Source organism: Sphingomonas sp. IW22 (assembly GCF_041321155.1).
Taxonomy (GTDB): domain Bacteria; phylum Pseudomonadota; class Alphaproteobacteria; order Sphingomonadales; family Sphingomonadaceae; genus Sphingomonas.
The window spans coordinates 147,194-163,873 of sequence record NZ_JBGGWB010000002.1; the positions used below are offsets into that span (position 1 = coordinate 147,194).

19 protein-coding genes are annotated in these 16,680 nt (G+C 63.2%); 5 read left to right on the top strand and 14 right to left on the bottom strand.

Annotation, left to right across the window (positions count from 1 at the left end):
• Positions 1–4: 4 nt before the first annotated feature.
• Positions 5–721, bottom strand: coding sequence for a MauE/DoxX family redox-associated membrane protein (locus tag ACAX61_RS12260; RefSeq protein WP_370715120.1), 717 nt, complete (start codon positions 719–721; stop codon positions 5–7).
• A 110-nt stretch (positions 722–831) separates the two neighbouring features.
• On the opposite strand from ACAX61_RS12260, the gene ACAX61_RS12265 reads away from it, so the two are divergent.
• On the top strand, positions 832–1,221 hold the full coding sequence (locus ACAX61_RS12265) for a MerR family transcriptional regulator (protein ID WP_370715121.1): 390 nt from the start codon (positions 832–834) through the stop codon (positions 1,219–1,221).
• Between the two features lie 220 nt (positions 1,222–1,441).
• On the opposite strand, the gene ACAX61_RS12270 is transcribed toward ACAX61_RS12265, so the two are convergent.
• The 4 genes from ACAX61_RS12270 to ACAX61_RS12285 form a co-directional block, all read right to left on the bottom strand.
• Positions 1,442–3,439, bottom strand: a complete 1,998-nt coding sequence (locus ACAX61_RS12270) for a hybrid sensor histidine kinase/response regulator (RefSeq protein ID WP_370715122.1) — start codon at positions 3,437–3,439, stop codon at positions 1,442–1,444.
• Between the two features lie 168 nt (positions 3,440–3,607).
• Positions 3,608–4,699: a prenyltransferase/squalene oxidase repeat-containing protein gene (locus tag ACAX61_RS12275; RefSeq protein ID WP_370715123.1), complete on the bottom strand. Its 1,092-nt coding sequence runs from the start codon at positions 4,697–4,699 to the stop codon at positions 3,608–3,610.
• A gap of 93 nt (positions 4,700–4,792) precedes the next feature.
• Positions 4,793–5,431: an FMN-binding negative transcriptional regulator gene (locus ACAX61_RS12280; RefSeq protein ID WP_370715124.1), complete on the bottom strand. Its 639-nt coding sequence runs from the start codon at positions 5,429–5,431 to the stop codon at positions 4,793–4,795.
• 11 nt (positions 5,432–5,442) lie between these two features.
• A complete protein-coding gene (locus ACAX61_RS12285; protein WP_370715125.1) occupies positions 5,443–5,694 on the bottom strand; it encodes a hypothetical protein in 252 nt (83 codons plus the stop codon).
• A 54-nt stretch (positions 5,695–5,748) separates the two neighbouring features.
• On the opposite strand from ACAX61_RS12285, the gene ACAX61_RS12290 reads away from it, so the two are divergent.
• Entirely contained in the window at positions 5,749–6,669 is a 921-nt protein-coding gene (locus ACAX61_RS12290; RefSeq protein WP_370715126.1) for a LysR family transcriptional regulator ArgP, read from the top strand.
• Positions 6,670–7,053: 384 nt separating this feature from the next.
• Here the strand turns inward: ACAX61_RS12290 and ACAX61_RS12295 are convergent, their stop codons facing one another.
• The 8 genes from ACAX61_RS12295 to ACAX61_RS12330 are packed head-to-tail and all read right to left on the bottom strand — an operon-like array spanning position 7,054 to position 13,957.
• Positions 7,054–7,170: a DUF2474 family protein gene (locus tag ACAX61_RS12295; protein WP_370715127.1), complete on the bottom strand. Its 117-nt coding sequence runs from the start codon at positions 7,168–7,170 to the stop codon at positions 7,054–7,056.
• Positions 7,170–8,177 carry a cytochrome d ubiquinol oxidase subunit II gene (gene cydB / locus ACAX61_RS12300; protein ID WP_370715128.1) on the bottom strand — a complete coding sequence of 336 codons (1,008 nt, stop codon included), beginning with the start codon at positions 8,175–8,177 and terminating at the stop codon, positions 7,170–7,172. Before cydB ends, ACAX61_RS12295 begins: the two co-directional genes overlap by 1 nt.
• 4 nt (positions 8,178–8,181) lie before the next feature.
• Positions 8,182–9,654, bottom strand: coding sequence for a cytochrome ubiquinol oxidase subunit I (locus ACAX61_RS12305; RefSeq protein WP_370715129.1), 1,473 nt, complete (start codon positions 9,652–9,654; stop codon positions 8,182–8,184).
• Between the two features lie 60 nt (positions 9,655–9,714).
• Positions 9,715–10,497 (bottom strand): sulfite exporter TauE/SafE family protein, encoded by a 783-nt coding sequence (locus tag ACAX61_RS12310; RefSeq protein WP_370715130.1) that lies wholly within the window; start codon positions 10,495–10,497, stop codon positions 9,715–9,717.
• A 5-nt stretch (positions 10,498–10,502) separates the two neighbouring features.
• Positions 10,503–12,176: a bifunctional protein tyrosine phosphatase family protein/NAD(P)/FAD-dependent oxidoreductase gene (locus ACAX61_RS12315; protein ID WP_370715131.1), complete on the bottom strand. Its 1,674-nt coding sequence runs from the start codon at positions 12,174–12,176 to the stop codon at positions 10,503–10,505.
• A 22-nt stretch (positions 12,177–12,198) separates the two neighbouring features.
• Positions 12,199–12,615: a DUF6691 family protein gene (locus ACAX61_RS12320; protein WP_370715373.1), complete on the bottom strand. Its 417-nt coding sequence runs from the start codon at positions 12,613–12,615 to the stop codon at positions 12,199–12,201.
• Positions 12,615–13,049 carry a YeeE/YedE family protein gene (locus ACAX61_RS12325; RefSeq protein ID WP_370715132.1) on the bottom strand — a complete coding sequence of 145 codons (435 nt, stop codon included), beginning with the start codon at positions 13,047–13,049 and terminating at the stop codon, positions 12,615–12,617. The genes ACAX61_RS12320 and ACAX61_RS12325 overlap by 1 nt, the downstream gene beginning before the upstream one ends.
• Positions 13,049–13,957: an MBL fold metallo-hydrolase gene (locus tag ACAX61_RS12330; protein WP_370715374.1), complete on the bottom strand. Its 909-nt coding sequence runs from the start codon at positions 13,955–13,957 to the stop codon at positions 13,049–13,051. Before ACAX61_RS12330 ends, ACAX61_RS12325 begins: the two co-directional genes overlap by 1 nt.
• 114 nt (positions 13,958–14,071) lie before the next feature.
• Between ACAX61_RS12330 and ACAX61_RS12335 the strand changes: the two genes are divergently transcribed.
• The 3 genes from ACAX61_RS12335 (at position 14,072) to ACAX61_RS12345 (ending at position 15,600) form a co-directional block, all read left to right on the top strand.
• Positions 14,072–14,722, top strand: coding sequence for a peroxiredoxin (locus ACAX61_RS12335; RefSeq protein ID WP_370715375.1), 651 nt, complete (start codon positions 14,072–14,074; stop codon positions 14,720–14,722).
• Positions 14,722–15,099 (top strand): ArsR/SmtB family transcription factor, encoded by a 378-nt coding sequence (locus ACAX61_RS12340; protein ID WP_370715133.1) that lies wholly within the window; start codon positions 14,722–14,724, stop codon positions 15,097–15,099. Before ACAX61_RS12335 ends, ACAX61_RS12340 begins: the two co-directional genes overlap by 1 nt.
• A 174-nt stretch (positions 15,100–15,273) precedes the next feature.
• Positions 15,274–15,600, top strand: a complete 327-nt coding sequence (locus tag ACAX61_RS12345; protein WP_370715134.1) for a hypothetical protein — start codon at positions 15,274–15,276, stop codon at positions 15,598–15,600.
• Here the strand turns inward: ACAX61_RS12345 and ACAX61_RS12350 are convergent.
• A complete protein-coding gene (locus ACAX61_RS12350; RefSeq protein ID WP_370715376.1) occupies positions 15,590–16,273 on the bottom strand; it encodes an autotransporter outer membrane beta-barrel domain-containing protein in 684 nt (227 codons plus the stop codon). The genes ACAX61_RS12345 and ACAX61_RS12350 overlap by 11 nt on opposite strands.
• Between the last annotated feature and the right edge of the window lie 407 nt (positions 16,274–16,680).

Consider the following 16,680-nt stretch of genomic DNA (forward strand, 5'->3'; position numbering starts at 1 on the left):
GCTCTCACATTCCGCCCATACCGATCAGCATCCAGACGCCCATTGCGATCATGCCGAGATTTTCCGTGAGCGACACGAAGCCGAGCGGCACGTTGGACGAGCCGCCGACGCACGCGCATTTGAGCTCGCGTCTGTCGACGTAGACGGCCTTGAAAACCGACACCGCGCCGACAGTTCCGATGAAAAGCGCAATCGGGATCGACAGCCAGTTCAGCACGCCGGCCACCATAAGGACGCCTGCAAGTCCCTCGGCGAAGGGATAGATGTAGCCGTAGCGGGTCCAGCGCTTGGCGAGAAGGTCGTAGTTCAGGAACATGGTCGAGAACTTCTCGACGTCCTGCAGCTTGAGCAGCGCAAGGACAGCCATGCTGAAGCCGCCGAACCACTGCAGCGCGTGCGCCGTGAAGGGGGAGCCGAACGCGGCCTGGCTGGTAGAGAGGGCAAGCAGCGCGGTCATCGCAAAGAGCGCGATCACGGGGCGATAGCTGGTGGCGCCTGGCACGGGAACGCGCATACCAAAGTGTCGGCGCAGATCATCATAGCCGCCGATCCGTTCACCGTCGATGAACACCTGAGGAGTGGTTTTCACATCGTGCTTGGCCTTGAATGCGTCGGTTTCGCCGCGCGTGCGGAGGTGATGGTCCTCGACCTCAAAGCCCTTCCGCCTGAGCAGATCGAGCGCCTTGAGGCCATATGGGCAGGTATGCTCGGGCATGACCATGCGATGCAGGACAGCGGTGGGACGGACAGACACTAGGTGCGCTCCTCGTTTGCGGTACAACGACACCCGGCCCATATAGGGTCCGTACTATAGTCCGGAGTCAAGCGCTGATGTCAGGAGTCACGATCGCAAGGTTGGCGGACGCAGGTGGGGTCGGCGTGGAGACTGTCCGTTACTATCAGCGCCGCGGCCTGCTTGGCGAACCCGAGCGGCCGGGTCGGGGCGTGCGCCGCTATGACGATGAGGACGTCCGTCGGCTGCGCTTCATCCGTTCCGCGCAGCGCGCTGGGTTCACCTTAGAGGAAATAGGCGAGCTGCTCGCCCTTCACGCCATCGATGATCGGAACCGCGCGCGAGAATTAGCGAGGAGCAGGATCGCCACACTCGATGCGAAGATCGAAGAGATGAGGGCCGCGCGATCAGCGCTGGCAAGGCTGGCAGACGATTGCGGGAGCGGTTCAGACGGCCCATGTCCAATCATTACCGCCTTCGAAAGCTGATAAACGGCAGCGGATATGCGCCAAGGCCACTGCGATGGCGCAAGGTTCAGCGGCAGCGCCTACAGCCCAATCTTCCGTCATTTCCAACTACGCAGACGGCAGCTTATCGCGAGTACGCCTCAAAGCGGATTAGCGGACGCGTTACCAACTAACCTGAACGAAGGGCACAAGCTGCCGTCAACCATGGCACGGACTTGCGCGCTGCTTCCGGGTTCAGGCTTCAGCTTGGGTAGGTTCCCAATCCGGACCGGCTGTCGATCGCACGGCGTAGAGCACGGGTCAGGTCCTCGATCGAATAAGGCTTATGCAGCAGCTCGAAGCCATGGCTGCCTTCCTGCGCCAGCATATGGCTGTAACCACTGGTCAGGATCACCGGCAGCTCTGGCTCTCGCCTGCGGATCTCCAGTCCGAGTTCGACGCCGTTCATCCCCGGCATGACGACATCCGAGAAGACGGCGGCATATCGGTGCGGGTTCTCTGACACATGCTGAAGTGCCGCCTCCGCGCTTGCCGCCCAGGTGGTTTCGAAGCCGAGTTCGGTGAGAAGGTGGGTGGAGAACGCGCCAACCTGCTCGTTATCCTCGACAACGAGGACGTGCCCTCGGCCCTTTGCGCCATCAGCAGCAGCATGTGCCGTCGCTGCCTCGCCGAGTTCACCGGCAACCCTTGGCAAGTAAAGCGTGAAGGTCGTGCCCTGCCCCAGTTCGCTCTCGACAGCGACCTCGCCGCCGGATTGCTTGGCAAAACCATAGACCTGACTGAGCCCCAGGCCTGTGCCTTTGCCCACCTCCTTGGTGGTAAAGAAGGGTTCAAAAATCTGCGCCAATCGCTCCGGCGGAATGCCCACGCCAGTGTCCGAAACAGAAATCGCGACGAACTCTCCATTGGTGCCGACATGTCCGCGTACCGATGGCGCGCTGACGGCTGGGTGAATGGCAATGCGGAGCGCACCCACCCCTTCCATGGCGTCGCGCGCGTTGACCGACATGTTGACGAGGGCGGTCTCGAACTGACTGGGATCAGCCTCGACGTAGCAAATTTCGCACTCGGTTTCAGTTACAAGCTCGACCCGGTCGCCGACCACCGTCGCCAGCATATCGTTGATCGATCTGATCCGCTGCCCTGCGTTGAACACCTCGGGCTTGAGGGCCTGGCGCCTTGAAAAGGCAAGCAATTGCCCGGTCAGCTTGGCCGCCCGATCCGCCGTATCGGCGATTGCCTCGACATAGCGCTGACGCTTGTCCTCAGCCAGGTCCGGGCGCTGCAGCATCTCGGCCGCGCCGCGGATCACGGTCAGCAGATTGTTGAAGTCGTGCGCCACGCCGCCGGTAAGTTGGCCGATTGCCTCGAGCTTCTGGCTCTGGCGCAGCGCCTCTTCCGCCTCCATTCGCGCCGTTACCTGCTCGATCACCCGTCCCTCGAGCGTTTCATTGAGCTGACGCAGCGCCTGCTCCGCCTGCTTGCGCTCAGTGACGTCCAGAACGAACTCGACAACCTCGTCCGGGCTCACCCGCCGCGGCGCAAACAGACCCCACCAGCGGCGCCCACCCTTGCCGAAATACTGCTTTTCGTAGGGCACCCCCTCGCCGGTCGTATTCACCTGATGGACGGCAATCTCCGACGCTGGCCAGAACTCTTTTGGCGTCAACTCCTGCCACGTCAGGCCGATCGCTTCCTCGCGGGTGAACCCGGTCATGTGCAGAAATGCGTCATTGACCTGAGTGAGGCTGAAATTGGCGCCCCAATAGATAATACCGACGGTCTTGATCTCGAAGCTGCTCTGGAGCCGACGTTCCGCCAGAACCCGGTCCGTTACGTCCGAGCCCTCGACAAAAATTCCGCTTACGTTCCCATGCGGGTCGAAGATCGGTTGCAGGATAAGGTCCAGAATGCGCTCATTCAGGCCGCCGGGCTCGACTGACCCGGAAGGAAGTCGAACCGCGTGGAGGTGAACCGGTTGCGCACTGCTATACGCCTCATTCAACCGCCTTATGGTGGCCGCGGATAGCGCGTCGGGTAACAGGTCACCAACCATACGACCAACGATCTGCTCTTCACCGAAGAGGCGCTGAAAGGCCTGATTGGCAAGGACGATCCGATGAGTTGGCTCGCATAGCAGCGCCATGAAGCTCGGCGCCTGCTCGAACATGCTTGCGAGGCGCTCGCGATCATCGCCTGCGGTAAGGGATTTTGCCGTTTCGTTGGTGACGTGGGACATGAATGGGGAGCGCCGCTGAGCCGAGTTGTTCCCGATCACGCATAGCCTAGGTAGCGCTCCTGCCAACCCACTAAGGACCCTCTGGGCCGAATGCCCGCATGGCAAAGGTGGTCGTTGCCGCAGTGACCTTGGGAGGACCGGCTCTGATCGAACTGTGCCTGTTATTGTCTACTGACGCATTGCCAGTGCGGCCATGCCGGTCGCCTGGTCGGTCATGAAGAGATAGGGGTCGGTCCCAGGCTTGCGGTCCTTGTTGATCGACTTTGCCGCTACAGAGCCGTCCTTTTCCTGATGAGCAGTCAGCCAAGTCTTGGCCTTCATGAGCGCCGCCGCGCTGGTTCCTCCTCCTGCTTCACCCAGAATTACCGCGACAATCGCGGTGGCGTATCCGTCGCTCTCCTGCGGCAGAATGGAACCGTCGACCCTCTGCCACCTTGAAAGGCTCGGTAAATTCCATCCGCCATCTGCTTGCTGGCACGCGACGAGTTCCGAGACGATCTTGTTCCGCTGATCGGGTGCCAATACGCCACCAAGCTGGCTATCGGCCCACAGGATAAGTGCGCGGGAATAGAGCGATCCGCCAATGCCGGTTCGCAAATAGGCGCGCAGCGCATCGATCTGAGGAGCAGCTGCTGGATCTGTGGCGTACCCATCTGGCGCACGCGCCACAGCCAACGCCGCCAATGTCGCCCCCCAATAGGTCGCGGTTGGGGACTCGAAGGGTTCCAGCCGGAAGTTGAGCCAGGTAAAGCCGCCCTTCTGATCGCCCGCCTTCATCTGCTCGCCCCACATGTTGGCGAAGGCCTGTCGCGTGTCCGGTCCAAGATGGCCGCGTTCCTGATCCCGTGTGGCCAGTATGAGTGCGTTAAGAACCGCCTCGACGCCGCGGGACTCTGCCGATTTGGGGACGCCGCGCGTCTGGTCGGGATAAAAGGGCTCTACTTCATCCCAAAGATAGACGCGCTTCACCACGTCATCAAACATCGCCACTTCGGCCACGCTGCGCCGTTGCTTGCGTGACTGACTGCGGAGCGATGGCATGGCGAGGACATGCGGCAACGACGTGTGACAGGATACACAGCGCGTGCCATGGTCCCGTTCTGCCTTGGGCCATTGACGCCACCAAGTGAGGCGATTGTCCAGATAGGCAGCTGCCGCAGTGCCATTCCAGGCTGACTTCTTTGTCGGCACGGCTTCTCCGCGCGCGACCATCACCATGGCGAAGAGAAACGCGGAAGAAAAAAGCGGCCAGCGTGTCATGCAGCATTCCCGACAATGAGGCGGAAATGATAGCCGGGAGGCGTATGGACACCATGTGTCATTCGACGTAATTCGCCCGAAAGGATACGGTTCTCATGACTTGCTGTCGGCAAGGCTGTGCATGACCAAAGCCATCGGCGAGTGCGGATCCTCAGCCATCAATCCATCAATCACCCCGGCCTTGTTCGAGGCCGGATGGTTTTGGCTGGCCTTCCACTTCCCCTCGATCCGTTCGATCGCGATTTCCAGCCCGGTTATGCCTTTCAGCTGGCCATCAATATAGCCGGCCGGCGCGTCAGCCGCAGACCATGGCTGGGGTTGATATCGCTCCTGCTGCCCGGTGAGGGCATCGATCTGCCTCCTGACCCAATCGGGATCATCGATGACGACCGGCCGCCCTCTCGCCTGCACCATGACATAATTCCAGGTTGGAACAACTTTGCCGTGCAGCCGCTTGGCGGGATACCAGGACGGTGAAACATAGGCTTGCGGTCCCTGAAAGATCACCAGCGCTTCAGCGCCTGCACGAAGGTCCGCAAGCTGCGAATTTGCCCGCGCCAAATGTGCCTGCAGCACCCCTCTTTCGCCAACGCCGGAATGCAGCGTGAAAGGAACGAGGTTGGCGCTGATGCCGCAAGGTCCTGATGTCACAAGCGTGGCGAGCGGATAGGCGGTGATCGCTTGATGCAGGATTTCGATACGATCTTCGCGAAAAGCGGGAGGGCGATACATTGTGCGACCTGTCAGGCGAAGTTGCGCGTTAGCAACGATGCTGCGCGGGAAAGCAGGAGCGTCATTTGCAGGATGGCTGCCAGGAAAGCGCCCAGGCCTGCGACGCCAGCCGCTATCAGCAGAGCGTCTGCGCCTCCGCAAAACACCGGTCCGACATGCTCGCGCTTGAGCCCCTGTCGGAGCACAAACACGTTCTGGATGCCGATTACCAGTGCAGCCAATAGCAGGAAGCCGGAGAGAAAGAGGGCGGATATGCCGTTCATTCCCTCCATATCCCGCGTACCCAAAATTAAGTACAACTTGTTTTGCTAAATTTGATGAAGCAACACTTCATCATGCTGGACTATCCGTCTCTCGCAGCCGTAGTCGCCGTGGTTCGGGAAGGTAGCTTTGAAAAAGCCGCCTCCCTGCTCAAGATCACGCCCTCGGCGGTTTCGCAGCGCGTTAGAGGATTGGAAGAGCGGTTGGGGATCTCCCTCGTCATTCGTGGGCAACCTTGCACGGCCACAGATCAAGGCCGTGAGTTATGCGCGCATTTCGATAAGGTGCGACTGCTCGAAGCCGACCTGACGACGATGTCTGCCAGTGGAATAGAGGATGGCTCCCGCCCGTCTCTGAGCATCGCCGTCAATGCGGACAGCCTCGCGACATGGTTTCCATATGTCATCTCGGACTTCGCACGAACGACGGACATGCTGGTGGAACTGACGCTCGAGGATGAAGGGCACACGGCAGATCGGCTGCGTACCGGAGAAGTGCTCGCTGTTGTCACGTCCGACCCGAAACCTGTTGCAGGTTTCAGGACCATGGCGCTGGGGTCATTAAGCTATGTCGCTTGCGCCAGCCCGGATTTTGTGCGCCGATATTTCTCGAACGGGATCGACAGGGGCAGCCTTAATATAGCGCCAGTGATGCGCTTCAACAGGAAAGACCAGCTTCAGGGAAGGTGGGCTAAAGCAATCTTCGGCGCCGACCTGAATGCGCCAACGCACTGGATTCCATCAACACAGGGATTCCTTGACCTGGCCTGTGCTGGTCTGGGTTGGGGACTTCAACCGAAGGCATTGGCAAGACCGCATATCGATGCAGGTACTCTGGTCGAGTTGGTGCCGGGAGACACAATGGACGTCCCGCTATTCTGGACAGTATCCCGTCTCCATGCACAAGTCCTTGAGGCGATGACCGCTGCCGTGAAGAATGTCGCCAGGCAGCACCTTCAGCCGTGGAGAAGTGAATAAGCAGACTAGCCGGAAGTTAGAGCAAAAATTCAGACACGATCGTGTCATATGGTCGACGACGGATTGTCGATCTTCCCATCATATTCAGGTCGGGTGCGCGACTTTTCCGGTGCTCTCGCTGGTCCCATCGGTCTCTGCCGACGGGCAAACTGGGCGTTACAGCTTGTTCAGGCGCCAGCCGCGTCGCGAGTCGGACCCAACAGCAGCAGGTGCGTCATCTCTTTGATCAACGGGCGGTTTGTCACCGGACGCAAAGACGCGATGAGCAAGTCGTATAGCGTCACGCGGCAGGTCTTGCCGCGTCGACGGCTCGACGCATCCCACCCTCGCGTTGCGTCCGCAGCGTTGGTGCGCCGGATGCCGCTATGATGCTGAACCCCGCGCTCACATCTTGAGCCACATCCGGATCACTGCAGCGACCGCCCCCAGCACCGCAACGCTGCCCGCCCAGATCAGCGCCATCCAGCCGAGCCGCTGCCATAGCGGTGCCTGACCCGCCATCAGTGGTAGCCCTCGGTCCCAACCTTGCCGCGAAACACCCAATAGGCCCAGGCGGTGTATCCAAGGATGATCGGCACCAGCACGCCTGCACCCACCAGCATGAAAATCTGGCTGCGTTCCGGCGCCGCAGCGTCCCAGATCGTCAGTGAGCCCGGCACGACGTCAGGATACATGCTGATGCCGAGGCCGATGAAGCTGATCAGAAACATCGCCAGCGCCAGGAAAAAGGGCCGCGCCTCTCGTCGCCGCCTGAGCGAACGGTGAAAGGCAAAGGCGATGATCGCGACCAATAGCGGCACCTGCGATGTGGCGAAAATGGCCGGGCTGCCCAGCCATTTCTGACGATAATCGGCGTCCAGACCCAAGGTCGCCACACTGACCAGCGCGATCGCCAGCAGCGTCGCGAGAAAGAACCGCCCCGCCAAGCGATAGGCGTGATCCTGTGTCGCTCCGTCGGTCTTCCAGATCAGCCAGGTGGCACCCAATAGTGCGTAGCCGCACACCACGCTGGCGCCGGTCAGCAAGCTGAACGGACTCAACCAGTCGAGCCACCCCCCGGCATAGGCACGGTCGGCGACCTGCACCCCTTGCAGCAATGCGCCGAGTGTTACGCCCTGTGCAAAGGCAGCGACGACCGACCCGGCGGTAAACGCGATGTCCCAGCCCGCCCGGTGCGCCGGATCGCGCCAGCGTGCCTCGAACGCGACACCGCGAAAGACCAGACCCAGCAGCATTGCGATGATCGGCGGATAAAGCGCCGTCATTACGACGCCGTAAGCCAGCGGAAACGCCGCGAACAACCCGCCACCACCCAGTACCAGCCATGTCTCGTTCCCGTCCCATACGGGCGCGATCGAGTTCATCGCCTGGTCGCGCTCGCGCCCGACGGCAAAAGAGGGAAACAGGATCCCAATGCCCAGATCGAACCCGTCCAGCACGACATAGGCGAACACGGCAAAGGCGATAATGAACGCCCAGATCATTGTCAGGTCGATCTCGATTCCCATCGCCTCATGCTCCCGCAAGCTGGGTGGGGCCGGGGGTGATGCCGGCGGTGCGGATCGGGCCGGCGCCCTCGGTCGGTTCGGGTTCATGGATCTGCACGCCCTTGTTCATCAGGCGCAGGATGTACCACGTGCCGAAGCCGAACACCGTGAAGTAGACGATGACGAACGCGATCAGCGATGCCGCCACCGCGGGCGCGGCGAGCGGGGATGCGCTGTCGGCGGTGGTCAGCAGGCCATAGACGGTGAACGGCTGGCGCCCCACCTCGGTCGTGACCCATCCGGCGATAACCGCGACAAAGCCCGACGGCCCCATCACTACGGCCGCGCGGTGCAGCAACGACCAGTCATACAGTCGCCGCCGCATCCGCGCGAACAGGCTCCACGCACCCAGCCCCAGCATCGCGAAACCGATCGCGACCATGACGCGGAACGACCAGAAGACGATTTCTACCGGCGGTTCGCGGTCGTCCGGAATGGTATCCAGCCCGGCGAGCGGCGCGTTCAATTCGTGCTTCAGGATCAGCGACGACGCCTTGGGCAGTTCGAGCACATAGTCGATCCGCTTTTCGGCGGCGTTTGGAATGCCGAACAGGATCAGCGGCGCGCCGTCGGGGTGGCTGTCATAATGCCCCTCCATCGCCATAACCTTGGCCGGTTGATGTTCCAGCGTGTTCAGCCCGTGCAGGTCGCCCGCAAAGATCTGGATCGGCGCGACGATGGTTGCCATCCACATCGCCATCGACAGCATCTTGCGCGCCGCAGATTCGGACCTGGGGGCGCTGACGGTGAGTTCGGCGGGATCGCTGACGCTCGACCGCGCCACCGCACGGCCGCGGTGATGCTTCAGAAGCTGCCACGCACCCACCGCACCGACGACGAAGGCGGTCGTCAGATAAGCAGCCAGCACTGTGTGGAGCAGGCGATACGGAAAGCTGGGGTTGAAGATGATCGCGAACCAGTCCGGCCCCGGCACGAATTGCCCGACTTCGTTGATCTCGTAACCGGCGGGCGTCTGCATCCAGCTGTTGACGCTCAGGATCCATGTCGCTGAAATCAGTGTGCCGAACGCGACCATCAGCGTTGCCACAAAGTGCAGCATGCGGCCCACTTTCTGCATGCCGAACAGCATGACGCCCAGAAACCCGGCTTCGAGGAAGAAGGCGGTCAGCACTTCATACGCCATCAGCGGGCCGATGACCGGACCCGCCTTGTCCGAAAATACCGCCCAGTTTGTCCCGAACTGATAGGACATGACGATGCCCGACACGACGCCCATGGCAAAGGCGATGGCAAAAATCTTCAGCCAGAAGCGGAACAGGTCCATATAGACCTCTCGTCCCGTTTTCAGCCACAATCCCTCCAGCACCGCCAAATAGGACGCCAGTCCGATCGAAAAGGCGGGGAAGATGAAGTGGAAGCTGACGGTAAAGGCAAATTGAATGCGTGCGAGAACGATGGCATCGAAGGCATCAGGCATCGCTAATTCCCCTCAATCGCCCTATCGCGCACAATTGACGCACCGGCGATTGAACATCTGTCACAGAAAAACCTGAGCCGCGCTTTTACAAAGCATATAGGCGGCGACGACAAAGATCAGTCCGGCGAACACCGTCGTCAGCTGACCACCACCCGACAGCCGCTTGGCCGCGATCGTGCCAAGGAAGCCGCCCGCGATCCCGCCGGCGATGAACACTCCTGCCAGCACCCAGTCGACCAGCCCTGAAAAGGCGTAGTTGAGGGCCGTCGTCAGCCCGAACGCCGTCACCGCGACGAGGCTGGTGCCGACCGCGTTGATGATCGGCATGCTGGTCGATGCGACCAGGCCGGGCACGATCAGAAACCCGCCGCCAATGCCGAAAAAGCCTGAAAACAGCCCGGTGCCGAGGCCATAGCCCAGCACCTTTGGCGCGTTGCCGCGGTTGCACTGCGCGCCGGCTATGCCTTGCGCCTTGCGACCGCGCAGCATCAATGCGCCGACGACGACCATGACGATGGCGAACAGAAACAGCAGCTTCTGTCCGTCAAATGCCTTTCCGAAGGTCGATCCGGCCAGTGCGCCCAGCACGCCCGCCGTCGCATACATGCCGCCGCAGCGCCATTTGACGGTATGCGCCCGCGCATGGCTGGCAAGGCCGGTGGCGGCGTTGGCCGCAACGGCCAGTGCCGAGGTGCCGATGGCCACATGCGGGCTGGACACGCCGACAAGATAGACCATCAGCGGCACCGCCAGAATAGACCCGCCGCCGCCAACGAGCCCCAGCGAAAAGCCCACCAATGAGCCGGACAGCAGGCCCAGCACATATTGCAGCGGCTCCAACATGATCGTCAGGCCGCCTGAGGCACGCGGTCGATGGGCTGGGGCTTTACCAGCCACTCATGTCCCTTGAGCATCCCGTTCCAGTAGATCCAGGGCAGCGCCTCTGACTTGAGCAGCCAGGACAGGCGCGCGGGCTGTGTCCCGTCGATCAGCCATTTGGGAAAGCTGGGCAGCAATTTGCCGCCATAGCCAAACTCGGCCAGCACGATCTTTCCCTTCTCGACCGTGAGCGGGCAGGAGCCATAGCCGTCATAGCCCGCGACCGGCTGGCCGCCCTTCAGCATCGACAACAGGTTGACCGCGACGATCGGCGCCTGTTTGCGCGCGGCGGCTGCGGTCTTGGCGTTGGGGGTCGATCCGCCGTCGCCCAGGCCGAAGATGTTGGGATAGCGCACATGGCGCAGCGTCACTTGGTCCACCTCGACATAGCCGGCCTGGTCGGCCAGCGGGCTGTCGGCGACAAAGCGCGGCGCCCTTTGCGGCGGGGTGACGTGAATCATGTCGAAGTCGCGGGTCACTTCGCCCGCCTTTTCGCGGAACGTGGCCCGGCGCGCCGGACCATCGACGGCAATCAGCGTGGATTCGAAGTTCAGGTCGATGCGGTATCGCTCGACATAGGCCATTAGCGCCGGGACATATTCCTTGACCCCGAACAGCGCCGGACCGGCATTGTGGAACGCCACCTTGATCCCGCGCAGCACGCCGCGCTCCGCCCACGCGTCGCACGACAGGTACATCGCCTTTTGCGGGGCGCCGGCGCATTTGATCGGCATGGGCGGCTGGGTGAACAGGGCGGTGCCCTCACGCAAATGCCGGACCAGCTCCCAGGTATAAGGTGCGGTATCGTAGCGATAATTCGACGTGACGCCGTTCTTGCCCAGCGCGGCTTCAAGGCCGTCGATCCCGCTCCAGTCGAGGACATTGCCCGGCGCCACCACCAGCGCGCGGTAACGCACGGCGCGGCCCTGATCGGTCGTCACCTGATCCTGTTCGGGCTGGAAGCTGGCGACGGCGGCCTTAATCCACTTCGCGCCCTTTGGAATGACCGAAGCCATTGCGTGGCGCGTCACCTGCGGCTCGAAGACGCCGCCGCCGACCATCGTCCAGCCGGGCTGATAATAATGCTCGTCACGCGGTTCGATGATGGCGAGGGTGAGGCGCGGATTGCGCTTCAGGATCGAGGCCGCCGTGGCGATGCCGCCTGCGCCGCCGCCGACGATCACGACATCGAATTGCTCACGCGACGCCATGTCGCCGGAGGGGCGGGGTGCGGGCGTCAGTCGCGCGCGGTGCGCCGACAGGTCGTAACCGGCCTCCTGCGCTGCGCCGATCAGCGCCTCCGCCGGGTGCGTGCCGGCTTGCGACAGCGCCCACAATGTCGCCGCCCGCATACCCGACCGGCAGAAGGCGAGGGTTGGTCCCCCTGCCTCACGCAACGCTTCGCCGAACGCCGCAACCGATGCGTCGTCGAACTTGCCGCCGGAAATCGGAATGTGGCGATAGGCGATGCCGTGTTGGGCGGCGCGCTCGCCCAGTTCGACGGCGGTGGGCTGGCCCGGCTCTTCGCCGTCGGGGCGGTTGTTGATGATCATTCGCATGCCGCTTTCGGCTGCGCGGTCGATATCATCGGTGCCGATCTGGCCAGCGACTAAAATGTTGTCGTCCAGCTTCTTCGGGGTCATCGCAGCCTCTCCTTGCTTGTTCTCAGGCGCGCGGGCGGTCGAGCGCCCACACCAGAGCAAAGCCCGCCACCATCGCGAGCGTGAATACCGCTGCCGCCGCCGGATTGATCGCAAAGGCCGCCAACGCCGGGCCGGGGCACAGCCCGCCCAGCGCCCAGCCGATGCCGAACAGCGCCGATCCGCCGATCAGGCGCGGGGTAACGGGATCGGTATCGGGCAAGTGAAAGTCGGCTGCCGCGACGGGCGCGGCCATGCGTCGCTGGACGATCCAGGCAATCGCCATTGGAATCACCGCGCCGCCCATCACGAACGCCAGCGTCGGATCCCATGCCCCGAACAGGTCGAGGAAGCCGCGCACCCGCACCGGGTCGAGCATCCCCGACACCGCCAGCCCCGCCCCGAACAGCACCCCCGACAGCAGCGACAAGATCGTCCGCATCACCACGCACCCCCGGCATCATTGACGAGGGCGACAGTGGCGAAACCGGTAGCCATGAAGGTCAGCGTGGCGACGATCGACCGCTTCGACAGGCGCGACATGCCGCACACGCCATGCCCGCTGGTGCAACCCGACCCCAGCCGCGTGCCGATCCCCACGATCAGGCCCGCCACAGCCAGCACCGGCAGGCTCATCGGAAAGCGTGACACCACCGGGCCGGCCGTCCACGCCACCAGCGCGGCGCCGAGTGGCAGTCCGATGACGAACGCGACCGCCAGCGTCCGGGGGGCGCCACTGCCAAGGCCGATCGCCCGCGCCGCCATGCCGCTGACCCCGGCGATACGACCATTGCCCAGCAGCATGATCGCCGCGGCAACACCGATGATCAGCCCGCCGACCAGTCCCTGCAGCGGCATGGCGTAATCAGGAAACATCACACGGCATCCAGCGGGATCTTCAGGTAACGGGTGCCATTGTCCTCAGGCTCTGGCAGGTGACCGCCGCGCATGTTCACCTGGATCGACGGCATGATCAGCCGGGGCATGGCCAGCGTCCGATCACGCTCGGTCCGCATCGCGACAAAACTGTCCTCATCCACCCCGTCATGAACATGGACGTTCGCGTCGCGCTGGGCACCGATCGTCGTTTCCCAGGCAAAGGCATCGCGTCCCGGCGCCTTGTAGTCATGACACAGGAACAACCGCCCCTCGCGCGGAAGGCTCAGCAGCCGCCGGATCGATCGATAGAGCTGATGCGCGTCACCGCCGGGGAAATCGGCGCGGGCGGTGCCGAAATCGGGCATGAAGATCGTGTCGCCCGGAAACACCGCGTCACCGATGATATAGGCGAGGTCGGCGGGCGTGTGCCCCGGCGCATGCAGCACCGCCACCTGGATCGAGCCGAGCTGGAAGCTGTCGCCATCGTCGAACAGCCGGTCGAACTGCGACCCGTCACGTTCGAATTCGATGCCGGCGTTGAACAGCTTGCCGAAGGTTTCCTGAACCGTGGTGATGTGCCGCCCGATGGCCAGCTTGCCGCCCAGCTTCTCCTGAAGCCACGGCGCCGCCGACAGGTGATCGGCATGGGCATGGGTTTCCAGCAGCCATTCGACGCTTAGCCCCTCGGTCACGACATAATCGACGATCGCCTGTGCCGAATCATGGCCGGTGCGCCCCGATGCGGGATCGAAATCCAGCACACTGTCGACGATCGCCGCTGCGCGCGTTGCCGGGTCGTGCACGACATAGCTGGCGGTAAAGGTGGGCTCGTCGAAAAACGCGCGGACCACTGGCGTTGGCATTTGGCCTGTCCGGCAATCCTCAATCACTCGCGCCGCCGCCATCAGCGGCTCGTCCCGCTTGATCGTCATCTCGACACTCCAGTTTATCAGTTACACATATCATGTAATCTGGTATCGAACTTGCGTCAAGACTGCGGGGCAGCGACAATGCCGATCATGTCCATCGACCGATCCGATCTTCCAGCTTGCTCCCCCCTCCGCCTCGGTGAGGCGGCGCCCGATTTTACCGCGCGGTCGACGCGCGGCGTTGTGTCGCTGTCCGATTTTCGCGGGCGCTGGCTGGCGCTGTTTTCGCACCCGGCGGACTTTACCCCCGTCTGCACCAGCGAATTCGTCGCCATCGCCCGCGCGCACGATCGCTTCGCGGCGATGGGGTGTGAGTTGATGGCGCTGTCGGTCGACAGCCTGTTCTCGCACCTCGCCTGGATCCGCGCGATCCGCGACCGGTTCGACGTGGTGGTCGACTTTCCCATCATCGAAGACCCGACGCTGGAAATCGCCCGCGCCTATGGCATGGTCGCGCCGGATGCGATGGACGCCAGTTCGGTTCGCACGACCTATTTCCTCGATCCCGACGGAATCCTGCGCGCGTCCACCTGCTATCCGGCCAGCGTCGGGCGTTCGGTGGAGGAAATGCTGCGGCTGGTGGCGGCGCTTCAGCGGGTGCAGGACGGCTCGGCACTGGCGCCGGAGGGGTGGGCGCCGGGCGACGACCTTTTGGCGGTGCCCAGCCACGATCTGGCCGATGTGCTAGCGGCGCCCGCCGGCACCGACTGGTTCTACTCGCCGATCAAGGACGGCCGCTAATGGCGGACGTTGCGACGCTGGACCTGGACGCGGCGGCGGAATTGCTGCGGGCGCTAGCCCATCCGGTGCGCCTCTCGCTGCTGCGCGCGCTGATCGATGGAGAGCGATCGGTGGGCGATATCGATCAGGTGACCGGCGTGGGTCAGCCGGGTCTCAGCCAGCAACTGGGCATCCTGCGAAAGGCCGAACTGGTGCAGACGCGGCGAGAGGCGAAGCTGGTCTTCTATCGCATCAATCAGGCGCGCATCGCAGAGGTCAGCGCGCTGCTTGACGCCTTTGCCGGGACTGTCGCGGTGACGCGAGAGGAAGCGGTGGCTGCGCGGATGCGCTCCGGCGGTGGCGCCGCGGTGTTCGCGCGGGTCATGCCGCGCGCCTGACGTCGCTCGGTGCGGATTGCACGGGTCCTTGCTGGATCTCAGCCGATCGTGATGGACTGCCGATAGAGGTGATGTTCCGCCCAACCTAAGGGATGGCAGCTGCCCCCTTAGCAGTGGCCTGCTTCCCTTCTGTCGCTTGCGCAATCGGAAGGGCCTTTTGGCGAGTTGCCGCAGATGCTGGCCAATTACATGGCCGTAAGGCGAGAAAATAGCCTTCCTCTATACGGCTTTGATAACTGTGTAATTGTGGGTATCAGAGATGGGAGGGATGAAGCGGCTCGATGGGGGGCGCAGCCGGTCGTCGGATTTTGGAACGAACCCGCCAGCACGCGGCAATTTGTCCTGATCGGCAAGGCGGCTCAGCACGCCGCGATCATCGGCCCGCTGTCCAACATCCGTCCCCATGTCGATCATGCCCCACCGCGAATACGCCATCGGGCGGAAACGGGGCTGGCGTGCCGGTCTGTTTCCGCCCAGGCCAAGGAACGGGTCAGAATCTGACCGTGGCGGTCAGGCGGGCGCCGTGCTGGGTCCAGCCGGAAGCATAGCTGCCCGTATAGGACGCGCCGATCCGCATCGGGCCGACTTCGGCTTCCACCCCGGCGTCGAGGATCGCTGCATCCTGGGGCAGGCGGATGCCATCGACCCGGAATGCCGCGCTGCCGGGCAGGCGGGCGATGCTGGTCGCCGCCAGATCACCCCAGCCATGCTGCCACCCGCCACGCAGCGTGGCGCTGACCGTCGCGGCCAGCGGCACCCGCGCATCGGCGCCGAGGGTCAGGAAGCTGCTGTCCTGGCTGCCCCTCGCTACGCTAAGCGCGGTAGCGCCGCCCGTTTCTGCAAAGCTGCCCGTCGTCACGCGGACGTTGGCGATGCTGGCGAAGGGGGCAAGGTCAATGGCGCCCGCGCCGATGTCATAGGACAGGTTGGCGAAGAGCTGCCGCGTGGTGGCGTCGTAACGGCCGTTCAGGCGATCACCCAAGGCACCGACGCGCGTGGTGCGGCTGGTGTCGACGTCATGCCAGGCATAGCCGACCCCCGCCTGCGCCTGCAGTCCGCCCGTGGCATAGCCGACGATGCCTGACAGGCCCCAGCTTTCGGCACTGTCGTTGCTGGCCAGCGCATCGACCTGCTGGTCCGATTTGCCAATCGTGCCTGCCACGCCAAGCGACAGGCCGCGCTGTCAGTTTCGACCGCGCCGCTGTCAATGGTGATGTTGCCCGTGGTTTCCGCCTCGATACCAGTGCCGCCGCCATCCGGCACGACGACGCTGGTGCTGCCGATCACGATCGGGGCGCCGTCGGTCGAGATTTCGCGAATCTGCTTCGCAGCGGCGGGCACGACGGGCAGAAGCGTGCATCCCAGCGCGCTGCCTGCAAGCAGCATGCGGCCAAGCGCGCCACGGCGCCGCCGCGCCGGTCCGGTCGCAACCATCGCCGTTGAATTGATCACCGCCATCTTTGCTTTCCCCCTTCGAAAGACAGGACGGGCAAAGCGGCCTTCGGGCCGTCGCCGTCAGAAAAATCCGGTCTTTCGATTAGGAAGGGGGAATAGCGGCGTCATACCCTGTCCAGGGTATGA

Excerpts from the sequence above, each read along its gene's own strand:
- ACAX61_RS12265 (WP_370715121.1), top strand. The coding sequence starts at position 832 with ATGTCAGGAGTCACGATCGCAAGGTTGGCGGACGCAGGTGGGGTCGGC.
- ACAX61_RS12280 (WP_370715124.1), bottom strand. The coding sequence starts at position 5,431 with ATGTATCGCCCTCCCGCTTTTCGCGAAGATCGTATCGAAATCCTGCAT.
- ACAX61_RS12310 (WP_370715130.1), bottom strand. The coding sequence starts at position 10,497 with ATGTTGGAGCCGCTGCAATATGTGCTGGGCCTGCTGTCCGGCTCATTG.
- ACAX61_RS12335 (WP_370715375.1), top strand. The coding sequence starts at position 14,072 with ATGTCCATCGACCGATCCGATCTTCCAGCTTGCTCCCCCCTCCGCCTC.
- ACAX61_RS12270 (WP_370715122.1), bottom strand. The coding sequence starts at position 3,439 with ATGTCCCACGTCACCAACGAAACGGCAAAATCCCTTACCGCAGGCGAT.
- ACAX61_RS12305 (WP_370715129.1), bottom strand. The coding sequence starts at position 9,654 with ATGCCTGATGCCTTCGATGCCATCGTTCTCGCACGCATTCAATTTGCC.
- ACAX61_RS12340 (WP_370715133.1), top strand. The coding sequence starts at position 14,722 with ATGGCGGACGTTGCGACGCTGGACCTGGACGCGGCGGCGGAATTGCTG.
- ACAX61_RS12325 (WP_370715132.1), bottom strand. The coding sequence starts at position 13,049 with ATGTTTCCTGATTACGCCATGCCGCTGCAGGGACTGGTCGGCGGGCTG.
- ACAX61_RS12315 (WP_370715131.1), bottom strand. The coding sequence starts at position 12,176 with ATGACCCCGAAGAAGCTGGACGACAACATTTTAGTCGCTGGCCAGATC.
- cydB (WP_370715128.1), bottom strand. The coding sequence starts at position 8,177 with ATGGGAATCGAGATCGACCTGACAATGATCTGGGCGTTCATTATCGCC.
- ACAX61_RS12260 (WP_370715120.1), bottom strand. The coding sequence starts at position 721 with ATGGTCATGCCCGAGCATACCTGCCCATATGGCCTCAAGGCGCTCGAT.
- ACAX61_RS12290 (WP_370715126.1), top strand. The coding sequence starts at position 5,749 with ATGAAGCAACACTTCATCATGCTGGACTATCCGTCTCTCGCAGCCGTA.
- ACAX61_RS12320 (WP_370715373.1), bottom strand. The coding sequence starts at position 12,615 with ATGCGGACGATCTTGTCGCTGCTGTCGGGGGTGCTGTTCGGGGCGGGG.
- ACAX61_RS12345 (WP_370715134.1), top strand. The coding sequence starts at position 15,274 with ATGCTGGCCAATTACATGGCCGTAAGGCGAGAAAATAGCCTTCCTCTA.
- ACAX61_RS12285 (WP_370715125.1), bottom strand. The coding sequence starts at position 5,694 with ATGAACGGCATATCCGCCCTCTTTCTCTCCGGCTTCCTGCTATTGGCT.
- ACAX61_RS12275 (WP_370715123.1), bottom strand. The coding sequence starts at position 4,699 with ATGACACGCTGGCCGCTTTTTTCTTCCGCGTTTCTCTTCGCCATGGTG.
- ACAX61_RS12295 (WP_370715127.1), bottom strand. The coding sequence starts at position 7,170 with ATGGCGGGTCAGGCACCGCTATGGCAGCGGCTCGGCTGGATGGCGCTG.
- ACAX61_RS12330 (WP_370715374.1), bottom strand. The coding sequence starts at position 13,957 with ATGGCGGCGGCGCGAGTGATTGAGGATTGCCGGACAGGCCAAATGCCA.